15 protein-coding genes are annotated in these 12240 nt (G+C 31.9%); 6 read left to right on the forward strand and 9 right to left on the reverse strand.

Going from position 1 to position 12240, the window contains the following annotated elements; translation table 11 throughout:
• Window positions 1-58 precede the first annotated feature (58 nt).
• Both ACXAFS_RS10215 and ACXAFS_RS10220 read right to left on the reverse strand, forming a co-directional pair.
• Window positions 59-259 carry a helix-turn-helix transcriptional regulator gene (locus tag ACXAFS_RS10215; RefSeq protein WP_475306759.1) on the reverse strand — a complete coding sequence of 67 codons (201 nt, stop codon included), beginning with the start codon at window positions 257-259 and terminating at the stop codon, window positions 59-61.
• A complete protein-coding gene (locus ACXAFS_RS10220; RefSeq protein WP_475306761.1) occupies window positions 259-705 on the reverse strand; it encodes a hypothetical protein in 447 nt (148 codons plus the stop codon). Before ACXAFS_RS10220 ends, ACXAFS_RS10215 begins: the two co-directional genes overlap by 1 nt.
• A gap of 196 nt (window positions 706-901) precedes the next feature.
• Between ACXAFS_RS10220 and ACXAFS_RS10225 the strand changes: the two genes are divergently transcribed.
• Together ACXAFS_RS10225 and ACXAFS_RS10230 are read left to right on the forward strand one after the other, a co-directional pair.
• Window positions 902-1537 (forward strand): porin family protein, encoded by a 636-nt coding sequence (locus ACXAFS_RS10225; protein ID WP_475306762.1) that lies wholly within the window; start codon window positions 902-904, stop codon window positions 1535-1537.
• Between the two features lie 273 nt (window positions 1538-1810).
• Entirely contained in the window at window positions 1811-2197 is a 387-nt protein-coding gene (locus ACXAFS_RS10230; protein ID WP_475306763.1) for a hypothetical protein, read from the forward strand.
• Between the two features lie 151 nt (window positions 2198-2348).
• On the opposite strand, the gene ACXAFS_RS10235 is transcribed toward ACXAFS_RS10230, so the two are convergent.
• A complete protein-coding gene (locus ACXAFS_RS10235; RefSeq protein ID WP_475306764.1) occupies window positions 2349-3617 on the reverse strand; it encodes a glycosyltransferase in 1269 nt (422 codons plus the stop codon).
• A 41-nt stretch (window positions 3618-3658) separates the two neighbouring features.
• Window positions 3659-4132 (reverse strand): heme-binding domain-containing protein, encoded by a 474-nt coding sequence (locus ACXAFS_RS10240; RefSeq protein ID WP_475306766.1) that lies wholly within the window; start codon window positions 4130-4132, stop codon window positions 3659-3661.
• A 39-nt stretch (window positions 4133-4171) separates the two neighbouring features.
• Between ACXAFS_RS10240 and ACXAFS_RS10245 the strand changes: the two genes are divergently transcribed.
• The 3 genes from ACXAFS_RS10245 (at window position 4172) to ACXAFS_RS10255 (ending at window position 6398) form a co-directional block, all read left to right on the forward strand.
• The gene (locus ACXAFS_RS10245) at window positions 4172-4741 is read left to right on the forward strand and encodes an adenylosuccinate lyase (protein ID WP_475306767.1); all 570 of its coding nucleotides are present in this window, start codon (window positions 4172-4174) and stop codon (window positions 4739-4741) included.
• A gap of 89 nt (window positions 4742-4830) precedes the next feature.
• Entirely contained in the window at window positions 4831-6174 is a 1344-nt protein-coding gene (purB, locus tag ACXAFS_RS10250; protein ID WP_475306768.1) for an adenylosuccinate lyase, read from the forward strand.
• Window positions 6171-6398 carry a hypothetical protein gene (locus ACXAFS_RS10255; protein ID WP_475306769.1) on the forward strand — a complete coding sequence of 76 codons (228 nt, stop codon included), beginning with the start codon at window positions 6171-6173 and terminating at the stop codon, window positions 6396-6398. Before purB ends, ACXAFS_RS10255 begins: the two co-directional genes overlap by 4 nt.
• A gap of 20 nt (window positions 6399-6418) precedes the next feature.
• On the opposite strand, the gene ACXAFS_RS10260 is transcribed toward ACXAFS_RS10255, so the two are convergent.
• The 4 genes from ACXAFS_RS10260 to ACXAFS_RS10275 are packed head-to-tail and all read right to left on the reverse strand — an operon-like array spanning window position 6419 to window position 8559.
• Window positions 6419-6964: a DUF4252 domain-containing protein gene (locus ACXAFS_RS10260; protein ID WP_475306771.1), complete on the reverse strand. Its 546-nt coding sequence runs from the start codon at window positions 6962-6964 to the stop codon at window positions 6419-6421.
• Between the two features lie 5 nt (window positions 6965-6969).
• Window positions 6970-7545 (reverse strand): DUF4252 domain-containing protein, encoded by a 576-nt coding sequence (locus tag ACXAFS_RS10265; RefSeq protein WP_475306772.1) that lies wholly within the window; start codon window positions 7543-7545, stop codon window positions 6970-6972.
• A gap of 23 nt (window positions 7546-7568) precedes the next feature.
• Window positions 7569-8063, reverse strand: a complete 495-nt coding sequence (locus ACXAFS_RS10270) for a hypothetical protein (protein ID WP_475306773.1) — start codon at window positions 8061-8063, stop codon at window positions 7569-7571.
• Window positions 8050-8559, reverse strand: a complete 510-nt coding sequence (locus tag ACXAFS_RS10275) for an RNA polymerase sigma factor (RefSeq protein ID WP_475306775.1) — start codon at window positions 8557-8559, stop codon at window positions 8050-8052. Before ACXAFS_RS10275 ends, ACXAFS_RS10270 begins: the two co-directional genes overlap by 14 nt.
• A 161-nt stretch (window positions 8560-8720) precedes the next feature.
• Here ACXAFS_RS10275 and ACXAFS_RS10280 point away from each other — a divergent pair, with 161 nt between their 5' ends.
• Window positions 8721-10175, forward strand: coding sequence for a S41 family peptidase (locus ACXAFS_RS10280; RefSeq protein WP_475306776.1), 1455 nt, complete (start codon window positions 8721-8723; stop codon window positions 10173-10175).
• A gap of 31 nt (window positions 10176-10206) precedes the next feature.
• Here ACXAFS_RS10280 and ACXAFS_RS10285 read toward each other — a convergent pair whose 3' ends face one another.
• Complete coding sequence (locus ACXAFS_RS10285) at window positions 10207-12138, reverse strand: TonB-dependent receptor plug domain-containing protein (RefSeq protein ID WP_475306777.1); 1932 nt, start codon at window positions 12136-12138, stop codon at window positions 10207-10209.
• Window positions 12139-12240 lie beyond the last annotated feature (102 nt).

A 12240-nucleotide genomic window follows, 5' to 3' on the forward strand; every position in this document is an offset into this window, starting at 1 on the left:
TTTGGTTATACACTATCACATCGAAGAATTATATAAAAGTCATCAAAACACTAAAAAATTAATCATTATCGCTTAACTTAAAAAAATCATTTACTGGTTTACCAAAAACCTTAGAGAGCTTTAGAGCCAAAACCGTAGAGGGCACATAACGATTGGCTTCAATAGAATTTATAGTTTGGCGAGACACACCTATTTTTTCGGCTAAATCGCCTTGAGTAAGGTTTAAAATTGCACGCTCTACTTTTATTGTATTTTCCATTATCTAAAGCGTTTTAGGGTATAATAAAAACCTAATTGCACTAAGAACATAAAACTCAATAACTGAAAATCACCAAGTTGTTTATAAGCTTGGGCTTCTTCTCTAACTATATTAGAAACACCAAACTCTACATAAGGCATTATAATAGCATATATAGCTCCTAAAATAAAGGCGATAGCGTACGATTGTGCCCTTAAGGCAATAGTCATTTCGTCTTCCTCTGTATCTCGTGCTAAGGAAACACACAATAAACCAATTATAAAGATGGTGCGTCCTATACCTCTGATTATTTCAGCATGCTCAGGAAATTGCTTCCTTACAAAAAACAGTACAAAAGCGACAACTAATAATACCACACCTACCCATTTAAAAGACATTGGCAATCTAAAATCTAATAATTTTTGTATGCGTTGACGCTCACACTCAACAAAACTTCTCTTATCCATAATTGACAAATATATTTTATAATTAGTAAAAATATTTTTACCATATGACAAATATACTTTACATTTTAATTTTACACAAGACTTTTAACAATTAACTTTGGAGTTTTAAATATTTCAACGACATTTAACACCAACTTTAAATCTATATCTTATTTCAGTTTAATTCAACACTTATCATCAAATTAAATCACGCTTCATGCATCGTATCTATACTTTAATAATTTTAATTTTTTTGTTTTCAAATGGCTTAATAGCGCAAGAGTTGCAAAATAATGAAATACATAAATTTAAAGCTGGTATTAACGCAGGTCCAAACTATAGCAGTTTGAGAGGCGATGAATTTGCAGAAAAATACGACTCAAACTTTAACTTTTTTGTAGGCATTTCATTAGAGTATAAAATCAATGAGACGTTTTCAATACTGAGCAATGTAAACTATGAAGAAAAATCCTTTAAGTCTGAATACATAACTATTATTGGTTTTTTTACAAATTTTGAAACTGCGGAAATTGAGGATACAACAAAATTTAGATATTTAAATATACCTGTGCTACTACGAGTATATTTTGGTTTTGAAAACGAGTTTTTTGTAAATGGAGGTATCTTCTATAACAGTTTACTAGATGTAAACAACAAAATGATAAACAAAGACAATGGAGAGGATATAAGTGATATTGATTTTAATGACCTTTTTGAAGAAGATGATTTAGGGATTTCTTTTGGTATAGGAATGAATTTTGAGCTAAATGATAGACAAACGTTATCAATTGAACTAAGAGATGATTTTGGCATATCTGATATCGCAAAGTTTGATTACAGTAGTATATCTTAAACAAAGACCAATACCATAAAACTTATCGCTAATTGGAGTTTAGGATTCTAATAAAACTTTTATCTCCCTTGATTTTCTGAAAATTTTCGTCGAACTTCGTTATCGGTGGATATAAATAATTGAAACGGATTCATATCCCAAACGTTAGCAAACATTACAACTTATAATATGAAAAAGACTCGAATATCGTATAATTGGTTTTATGACTTTTTTTATACTGTATTCTGGTCTCTTGTCTTTGTCAATCTTTTTGGATTTACAATAGAGTTAATTATGAATAATGATGGAAGTTTCTATAAGTTTCTAATAGCAATTAATTTATTATTTGTTCCAATAGCTTCATTTTTCATTGGTCTTAGGCCTATAATAAATCTTATGTGTATTCCAGACACCTTATACAAAGATGAAAAAGGAAAAGTTTATCTACAAAATGGTGAGTTATTAGAATTAAACAATATAAAAGAGTTTAATGTAAAAGAAAAAGGGCTTGGTAATGCTCACATGTATTATTATGAAATAAAGCTTAAAAAACAAGCCAAACTACTTAAAAATAGAAAAAGAAAAACTATAATTGTTTCTGAACGTTACAACATTAAAAATTGGAATAGCAAGAAATTAGATTTACTTAAAACTTTTAAAAAAAATTTAGTTAATCATTGAATAAAAACGTTTGCTAACATCGACTATAATCCAATGCTACGACAAAGCAAATTTGTAAATTTAATCTATTAACCAAGCTATTGATTCCTACTTCGAAATTCTACCGAATTTCTACGTAAAGTTACCATACACAAAACCCGATAACGAAACCTCAACGATTCTTTTCCTCAATCCATTTACTCAAATACTTAGTACTTTGTAAAGTTTGATGCTGTAGAATATTACCAATAAAGTTGTTTTGACGATGGCTTTTTAAATTTAAGGTTAATGCTTCAATTTTTTGCGCAAACTCATCTTTGAAGTTAGATTTATCAAAACGATGATTTAAAACCTTTAAACCATTATGTTGTTTGTCTTTCCAAACTTCTGCTTTGGTATAGAGTTCTACTGCTTTTTGTGTAAAAGTTTTTGGATCATCTGTAATGAATCCATTTACAAAGACACTTCGACTGCGCTCAGTGTGACACTCATCTTTTGACCCATTATCAAACATACCTTCTGCAGCAATTCTAGACATAACACAAGGTGTACCATTTTGCATGGCATCTACGAGTTTGCCTTTTAGTCCTGCGCCAAAACGCAATGGAGCTAAACATACTTTTGCTTGTTGCATTACATCGTTTACATCTTCTGCAAACCCTTTAATTAAAAATCCGTCTTTTTCGTTATGTAGTTGTGTTACTTTTTGAGATTCGTAAGCTCCGTAAATATGTAGCTCTGACTTTGGAAGTTGTTGTCTTATCAATGGCCAAATGCTTTGTTTTAAATGTAAAACTGCATCATAGTTTGGTGGATGCAAAAAGTTACCAATGCTTATAAAATGTTGCCGTTCTTCAAATACAGGCAATTGTTTTATAGCATCTTTAGCAACAGGTTGGAGTAGAAATGGTAAATAATGTAATAAGCTTTTGTCAATGTTAAATTGCTCGGTGAGGATTTCAATTTCGGCTTCAGAGATTATTAAGCTTAAATCGCAACGATAAATGCTGGCAATTTCGCGTTTGGTTGTGTCGTTTTGTAAATGTGCCACAGTAACCTCAACATCTTCTTTTAGAGCTAGTTCCCTAGCCTTTCGTAAACCATGAAAATCTTCAGTATCCAAAATACGTAAAGCATTTGGGCAGTGCTCAGCCACACGCCAGCCATATTGCTCTTCGGTCATAAACCGATCAAACATAACCATATCTGGTTTTAACTCAGAAATAAAAGTATCAAACGAACTATCGTTTAATTTAATAGGCTGAGTGGTTATGTCTAAAGCTTTTAAATCAAACGTATTCTCAGAAATTTTGGCAGCACAAGCAAATGTAATTTTACAACCTTGATTTTGAAATTGCTCAATAAGTTGTAGCATTCTGCTACCAGCTGCTGAACTTTTGGGTTCTGGCCATACAAATCCGATGATTAGTAACTGTTTCAAACTAAAATGTTGCTTACTGCTTACTGCTTACTGAAAACTAATTACTGTGGTTCTTTTAAAAATGCATACTTAATTCTAGCCATTTTTACCCATTCTTCTATGGCTTCAATCTGTTCTTTGTTGAGTTTAGCATCGCTATGCGTCCAGGTGTAGCTTGGCAATGGCATATGACCTTCTTCTACTTCCTCGGCAAGTTCTTCGAGCTTATGGTCTTTTCTTTTATCAGAATAGTCGTTCCATTTAGAAACATTAAAATCTCCTTTTCCATGCTTTACGTGGTCAGCCATCCAATAATTAACTGGTGTAATATTACTGTACCAAGGATAACGCGTATGGTCACTATGACAGTCGAAACACGCATTTTTTAAAATTAATTTTACATCTTCAGGTGGGTTGGTATCTGCAATAAATGCTTCAACCGTAGCAAGGTCTCCATCATTCTTTTCTGGTCCAAAAAATTGAGCAATTATAAAAACAACAAGAAGTAATAAAGCGATTCTTTTTAAAATTTTCATTTTTGATTAATTTAGAAATCTAAAATTAATCAAATAAAATTGACAAAAGAACAACTTTATAAGGAATTAAATTACGTTAACCACTCGCGTGAAAAACGTCTTTATTATGCTAATTTAGTTTTAAGCCAACCTGAATTGGTAAAACCACTTTTGGAAATTTTGTTTGATGTAGATGATAAAATTTCGTGCAGAGCAGCTTGGGTGTTTGAGTTTATGTGTGGTGAAAATCTCGAAGCTATCATTCCTCATTTAGACACCTTTACAGAAAACATTTCAAAAGTACACCTAGATCCTGCGGTACGACCAATGGCTAAAATCTGTGAATATCTAATAACTGCTTACTACGGAAAACATGAAACAAAGATAAAACAACATTTAAGCGAATCTCACAAAGAAAAAATTATTGAAGCTTGTTTTGATTGGATGATTAATGACGAAAAAATTGCACCTAAAGCCTACTCTATGAATTCGCTTTATTTACTAGGCACAGAATACGATTGGATTCACCCAGAACTCGCCATAATTTTAGAACGCGATTTTCAGATGCAAAGTTCAGGTTTTAAAGCCAGAGCAAGACATATTCTGAAAAAAATAAATTCAAAAAAATAAAATATTTAATCTCAAAAAACTTCTTGCGTCCTGCCTTCGTGCTTCTATCTAACTTTGCTATCTTTGATGCTTCTTAAAAACCGACTTAAATGGCACTTACAGCACTTAGCGCAATTTCACCAATAGATGGAAGATACAGATCTAAAGTAGAGGCTTTGGGTAATTATTTTTCTGAAGAAGCTTTAATAAAATATCGTGTTTTAGTAGAGATTGAATACTTTATTGCACTTTGCGAGTTGCCTTTACCTCAACTAAAATCTGTTTCATCTAGTGTTTTTGAAGATTTAAGAAACATCTACAAAAATTTTACACCAGTTGATGCTGCTGCCATAAAAGACATTGAAAAAGTAACCAACCATGATGTAAAAGCAGTTGAGTACTTCATCAAAGAAAAGTTTGATGCCCTAGGCTTATCTGACCATAAAGAATTTATTCATTTTGGGCTTACATCTCAAGATATTAATAATACTGCAATTCCACTTAGTATTAAGGAAGCCATGAACGATGTTTATGTTCCTGAATACTTAACCTTACTCAAAAAGATTGAAGAATTAGCTGAAGAATGGAAAGCTGTACCAATGTTGGCCAGAACACATGGTCAGCCTGCATCACCTACACGCTTAGGTAAGGAGATTGATGTTTTTGTGGTAAGATTGAAGGAGCAGTTTAATCTCTTAAACGATGTACCAAGTGCTGCTAAATTTGGTGGTGCTACAGGTAACTTTAATGCTCATAAAGTAGCTTATCCTAATGTAGATTGGAAAGCCTTTGGAACTGCATTTGTACAAGAAAAGTTAGGTTTACAACATTCGTTCCCTACAACACAAATAGAGCACTATGACCATATGGCTGCGTTGTTTGATACTTTAAAGCGCATTAATACTATTATCATAGATTTAGATAGAGATATCTGGACATACGTATCTATGGATTATTTTAAACAAAAGATTAAAAAAGGTGAAGTTGGTAGCTCTGCCATGCCACATAAAGTTAATCCAATAGATTTTGAAAACAGTGAAGGTAACTTAGGTATCGCCAATGCTATTTTTGAACATCTTGCTGCTAAATTACCAATCTCTAGATTACAGCGAGATCTAACAGATAGTACAGTTTTAAGAAATGTTGGTGTACCGTTTGGGCACACAATTATTGGTTTTAAATCTACCCTGAAAGGCTTAGGCAAGTTACTTTTAAATGCTTCTAAATTTGAACAAGACTTAGATAACAATTGGGCTGTTGTTGCGGAAGCGATTCAAACGATATTGCGTCGTGAAGGCTATCCTAACCCTTATGAAGCTTTAAAAGGTTTAACACGAACCAACGAAGCAATTACCAAAACATCTATATCAAATTTTATAGATACTTTAGAGGTTTCAGATACTATTAAATCTGAATTAAAAGCGATATCACCAAGCAATTACACTGGTATATGAAACTCTTTTCTTTAAACAAAAATTCTTTAGCACTTCTATTTGTTGCTATTGTAGCTTTTGGTTTTTTTACAGCCGGAATGTTTGAGGTATTGGATTATTTTATCATTAAAGCTTTATTATTTACACTTTTTGGTGGCTTGTTAGTTCTTGCTTTTTGGCAAGCTTTAAAAAATGATACAAAAAAAAATCGTCCTGAAGACGAACTCCAAGACGATTCTAATTAACATTTTAAATAACTGTCAGTTTATTTAAAAAAGTCTGTTATTCCATTAAGGTTTGAATTGTCAAAATTCATGTCTTTCAAAACAGATTGTAAAGACATTAGTTTTCCTGCATTCATATTATCTCCCAATACTCTGGCAACTACAAAACCTTTATCACTAGCGTTGCCGAAAATAATGAGTTCGTCCACATTATCAACTTCACCTATAAACATTACTTTAAATCTCCCATCTGTACTATTCCCTCCACGCATTAATTCTTCGTATTTAGGATTTTTAAGAATGGTATTCACTTTTGCAAGCTCTAGTTCATACGCTTCGGTATTATTTGCATCTAATCTAAAGGCTAAGATGTTTATTTTATCCATTGATTTGTATGCTTCTTCCTGTTCTTTTGTTAGCTCAACTTCTTCAATATTTAACAAGTCAACAGGTGCATCTATAGAAGAGAATCCTGGTTTAGGCTCGTTCTCTACAAAGTAAGTTTGCAACGTTGGCCCTTGGTTGCAACTTGTGTAAGCCACAACCAAAAGCAACATTACTATTGATTTTTTGATTGATTGTATCATAACTATTAGTCGTTATTGTTTTTATCAGCTTTTTTTAACTGATCACCACCTGGAATATCCATTTGGTTTGTGATTTTAGAAACTTGTCTTAAATCGATGTCTCCAGTAAGGGTTAATAGGACTGTCTCTATTTCACGCTTTTTTCCGTTTATTTCAATGTCCTGACCTTCAGTAAGTTCTTTCAACCCAGTTACAAACATTAATAACTCTTTAACGTGATTTTCATCTTTTCCTTCCTTAACGTAAAATTTAACGGTTTGCTCACCATCTTTTATACGCATTAACTCTTCAAGGTCAGATGATTTTAAATACTTATCTACGGTAGCCTTCATATCTGCAGATATTTTTTCGTCACCTGTTGTAAATACTTTAAGACCTGTAATCTTTTTTACCATTTCCATGAATTCCTTTGCTTCAGGATCATCTACATCTAGATCTATTGTAGCTAACATTCTGAAAGCTTTTTGAGTAACAACAATTGATGTTACGTCTTTCATGTCTTCATACTTATCAAAGATGCTCTGTGCACCTGATAACATTGGTGCTAAAATAAGCGCGATTATTACAATTACTTTTTTCATAATTCTTTAATTTTTGTGTGTGTTTACTTGTTTTTAAATATTCTATTTGTTGCTTTTGAAAACTCAGTTAATCTACTCGCTTCTTCTAAACCTTGATTAAGGTTATCAGAAACTAAGGTTAATGAATTAAGTTGTTCTTTACCTTCGTTCATTCCTATTGAAACTAAACTTAAAGCTTCCATGGTTTTATTATAGGTTTCCATTGCTAATTCTTTTTGTCTTATCTCTTCTTCTGAAGGACCAAGAACCTGCGGAATAATAAGACCGAGCATAAGAACCGTAACTGCTGCGACAGAAATCCATTGATACATTTTTGTTCTCTTAGGTTTTAATGGAACGTCTTTGGTGTACTGTTCTTGCTGTGCTTTAGAAAAGTATACAAACATTGGTTTATAATGTTCTAAATGCGGTGCAACATCATTGCCTGTAAAGTAAGCTCTTAGCTGTGCTTCCTCTGCCAACGTTGTCTCTGCGTTGTTATACTTTTCTATTAAGTTTTCTATATTATTTAATACCATATCTATGTGTATTAGTTAATTTTTCTCTTATTGTTTTTCTTGCTCTAGATAGGTTAACTCTTACTGCTGTTTCATTCATATCTAGCATTTTAGCTATCTCAGCAAAATCGTACTGCTCAATATCTCTTAACTGTACTATTATTTTTTGTTGTTCAGGTAAATCTTCCATGATTCGAGATACCCAATCTACACTATCTTTAGCTTCAACTTGCTTTTGTAATGATGCATTGTTATCAGTGTAATTACTGTGAACAATTTTTAAATTTTGTGCTTGTTTAGATTTTAGTCTGTCCAAACAAAAATTCTTTGTCATTGTCATAGAGAAGGCTTCAACATTTTTATAATCTTCAATCTTCTCTTTATTCTTCCATAATTTCAACAGTATTTCTTGTGTTGCATCTTCAGCTTCTTCTCTCGAAACCAATAAACGCTTGGCTAAACGAAATACTTTATCCTTAAATGGCATTACTAAGCTTACAAAATCTGCCTGTTTCATTACTTTTTTGATTGGTGGTTGAAATCAATTTTACTTGCTTTCATAATTACGACGATACACTTTACATTTTGTTACAAAGTTTTTTTATTTATAATAATGTAAGTAAATTTAGAGTTTTACAGACATAATGTAAAGTATTGCTATTATTAAGAAAAGAAGCTATGAAAACTTTAAAAAAAATTTTTACTAAAACATTTATTCTAACCTCTTTAGTATGCCTAGCTTTTACAAGCTGTTTTGAAGACCAAGACGATAATCTTGTTGCTAGTTCTGATATTAAAGATTTTGTATGGAAAGCAATGAATGCCTATTATCTTTACAATGACAATGTTACTGATTTGTCTAATGATAGATTTGGCATTAATGGTATTAATGACCGCTATGATAAAACGGAAGAATACCAAGCCTATTTAGACGATTTTGAATCACCGGAAGACTTATTTGAAACTTTAAAGTTTGATGCTTTAGACCCTTTTAGTGTAATTGTCCCTAATTATTTTGATATTTTAAATGCTCAACAAGGCACCATATTAACTAATGGATTAGAGTTTAGACTCTATTTTATACCTGGTAGTGAGACTCAACTATTTGGTGCAGTAACCTTAGTTCTTAACAACAGCGTAGCCGATAATCTAGGATTAGTGAGAGGGCAAATTTTTAGAGCTGTAGATGGTGTCAATTTAACAGTGGACAACAGAATAGAATTATTAAGCCAAAACACCTACACCTTAAACTTTGCTGATTATATAACAAATGGTACTTCTGAAGTAGAAGACGATACCATTGAATTAAATGGAGAGAGTATCTCTCTTTCTAAAGAAGCCTATACAGAAAATCCTATCCATATTGCTGAAGTTCTTGATTTTTCTGGTACCAACGTTGCTTATCTAATGTATAATGGGTTTACTAACACTTTTGACGGTCAGTTGAATTCTACATTTGCTCAGTTTCAAGCGGAAGGTGCTGAGGAACTTATCTTAGATTTAAGATACAATGGAGGTGGTAGTATACAAACTGCTGTGCATTTAGCTAGTATGATAACAGGACAATTTAATGGACAAGTATTTTCTAAACTATTCTATAATGACAATCAACAAGTGCAGAACAGAGATTACGAATTTACAAACACATTATCCAATAATGCTACTATTAATAGTCTTAATTTAAGTAAAGTTTATGTATTAACTTCTGCAAGTTCAGCCTCAGCAAGTGAGCTAATAATTAATAGCCTTAATCCTTATATTGAAGTAGTACATATTGGAGATACAACAGCAGGTAAAACTCAGTCTAATAGATTAGTTTTCGATTCTCAAGATTTTGGCACACAGAATATAAATGTTGGTCATAACTATGCATTAATTCCTCTAACAGCTAATTCAACAAATGTAAATGAATTACTGGTACCATCGACTGGTCTAACTCCTGATATTCCGTATGTTGAAACACCTGGAAATTTAGGTAGCTTAGGAACCTCATCAGATCCGCTTTTAGCAACTGCAATTGTAGAAATAACAACAGATGACAGACCTACCAGTAGAACATTTGAAACACAAATTAGAACTTTAGAAAGTCAAATTAAATTTTCACCCATTGAAAGTTTAATGTTTGAAGATTAATAAAAAAGCCGCTCAATGAGCGGCTTTTTTATTATAATTTTAAATTAAATCCAAAATTAAAACCCCTTCCTCTAGTTTCAAACCCAAAAAGCTCTTGGTATTCTTCGTTAAATATGTTGGTTACATTAGCGAATAAGGTCATCTTATCCCTAAAAACTTTATGGCTCACATAAAAATCTGTAATAATAAATGGCTCTAGATTTACTGTTACATTCTCAAAAGTAGTATTATCAAAGAAAACGTCATTTCTGTCATCATTAAACTGATACGATAATCCTAAAGTTGTCTTATCGCATAATTGATAATCAACTCTTGTATTAATCTTTAATTCTGGAATACGCAAACCTAAGTCTTCATTAACAACTGTGTAAGTAACATTGGTATTGAGATTTAAATTCTTAACTGCAGATACGTTTGCTACAAATTCTAAACCATTTGCATTAAAGGATTCTTCGACATTTTTATACTGAAAAACAAAACCTCCTGTATCAATAAAATCAATAAAATTATCTTCATTTCTATTAAAATAAACCAAACTTAATGTTGCTTTATTTTCTAGGTGTAACTCAGCTCCTATCTCAAACGTGTCATTTTCTTCGGGATTTAAATCAGCATTACCATAACTTGGTTCAAATAATTGATATAGTGAAGGTGTAATAAATGCTGTACTATAGCTCACCATACCTTTTATGTAACCAAAATCAAGATTTTCCTTAAAAGAAGGATTTATACTATATACTAAATGACTTCCGTATTCGCTATGGTTATTTAAACGCATTCCTGCATTTATATTAAATCCAAAATCTGAGATATAAACCACATTAACATAAGGGTCTGTAATATTAAATGTGGCGTTATCTGGGTTAATAGCCTGGCTAAAATCAGTTTCACCAAAAGGAATAGAGAAACTTTCCATTGTATTCTTTTGGTAATTAACACCAACAACGGTATAAAATTTATCATCAAAATTATAACGGTTGAATGCATCTAATACAATACTTTGAGCATTAAATTTAGAAGGGAAATCAGACTCAATTTCTCTTTCAACGTCATTATAGGCAGCGTTTAATACTACAGTTCCATTATTATACTTGTACTCTGGTGATAAGCCTATTCTGTATTGGTTAGATTTAGTGACATTATCAGCATCCATCATACCGAAGCTATCATCAAAATCAGCATCATAATTATCAAAACTTGTATATGCTTTTATACTAAACTTAGTATTAAACTTATAACTCAGTTTTAAATTTCCATTATTACTTTTAAACTTATCTGACTCGGTTGTATTTTCAATTGCTGATAAACCATCTGTAGATTGTAGGCCAAAACTTGCCAAATAGCTCATTTTATCAACAGTCCCATTAACGGAAATACTATTTCTAAAATCCTCTAAAGCATAACTTTTATCTTCTGAAGATCTGTTAGTTCCTACAGTGCTTCTTAGATTGATATTAACTTTCTTTTTTGAAGCCTCTTTTAATTTAATATTGATAACAGCAGTTGCTGCACCTGTACCATACAATGTACTTGAGGCTCCTTTCAAAATTTCGATAGATTCTACCTGATCAGCATTTAATAAGCGTAAATCATAATCATTAGCAATTTGTGATGGGTCAGTTACCTGCACTCCATCAATCATAATTAAGACCTGTCGATTTCTACCACCACGCACAAAATAACTAAGGTTTTGACCTGAATTACTTCTTACACCATTGACCTCAACACCAACAGTTCTACCAATAATTTCTGCAATACTTTGACCCTGTAGTTTTTCTAATTCTTGGGAGGTAATTTTTGTGATTACTTTACCAGAATTTTCACGTTTTAACGCAAAGCGAGAATCTGATAATACAACTTCATCTAGTTTTTCTACTTTAACCGAATCCTGCTTAATTTGTGCAGATCCAATTGTGAGCATACCTAAACCTAGGATGCTACAAAACAATTTTGTTTTGTTCATTTAATACATTAATTGCTCGAGAGAACATACAGCGATACTGAAAAAGGCTATTATAAAGACCAAAATCTCAATTACCGAGTAAACTTTTATCCCGAAAGTTTG

Source organism: Winogradskyella sp. ABM4_392 (assembly GCF_056160445.1).

What these genes read in the sequence shown, in the direction of transcription:
- ACXAFS_RS10215 (WP_475306759.1), bottom strand. Translation starts at nt 259, where the DNA reads ATGGAAAATACAATAAAAGTAGAGCGTGCAATTTTAAACCTTACTCAA.
- ACXAFS_RS10220 (WP_475306761.1), bottom strand. Translation starts at nt 705, where the DNA reads ATGGATAAGAGAAGTTTTGTTGAGTGTGAGCGTCAACGCATACAAAAA.
- ACXAFS_RS10225 (WP_475306762.1), top strand. Translation starts at nt 902, where the DNA reads ATGCATCGTATCTATACTTTAATAATTTTAATTTTTTTGTTTTCAAAT.
- ACXAFS_RS10230 (WP_475306763.1), top strand. Translation starts at nt 1,811, where the DNA reads ATGAATAATGATGGAAGTTTCTATAAGTTTCTAATAGCAATTAATTTA.
- ACXAFS_RS10240 (WP_475306766.1), bottom strand. Translation starts at nt 4,132, where the DNA reads ATGAAAATTTTAAAAAGAATCGCTTTATTACTTCTTGTTGTTTTTATA.
- purB (WP_475306768.1), top strand. Translation starts at nt 4,831, where the DNA reads ATGGCACTTACAGCACTTAGCGCAATTTCACCAATAGATGGAAGATAC.
- ACXAFS_RS10255 (WP_475306769.1), top strand. Translation starts at nt 6,171, where the DNA reads ATGAAACTCTTTTCTTTAAACAAAAATTCTTTAGCACTTCTATTTGTT.
- ACXAFS_RS10260 (WP_475306771.1), bottom strand. Translation starts at nt 6,964, where the DNA reads ATGATACAATCAATCAAAAAATCAATAGTAATGTTGCTTTTGGTTGTG.
- ACXAFS_RS10265 (WP_475306772.1), bottom strand. Translation starts at nt 7,545, where the DNA reads ATGAAAAAAGTAATTGTAATAATCGCGCTTATTTTAGCACCAATGTTA.
- ACXAFS_RS10270 (WP_475306773.1), bottom strand. Translation starts at nt 8,063, where the DNA reads ATGGTATTAAATAATATAGAAAACTTAATAGAAAAGTATAACAACGCA.
- ACXAFS_RS10275 (WP_475306775.1), bottom strand. Translation starts at nt 8,559, where the DNA reads ATGAAACAGGCAGATTTTGTAAGCTTAGTAATGCCATTTAAGGATAAA.
- ACXAFS_RS10280 (WP_475306776.1), top strand. Translation starts at nt 8,721, where the DNA reads ATGAAAACTTTAAAAAAAATTTTTACTAAAACATTTATTCTAACCTCT.
- ACXAFS_RS10285 (WP_475306777.1), bottom strand. Translation starts at nt 12,138, where the DNA reads ATGAACAAAACAAAATTGTTTTGTAGCATCCTAGGTTTAGGTATGCTC.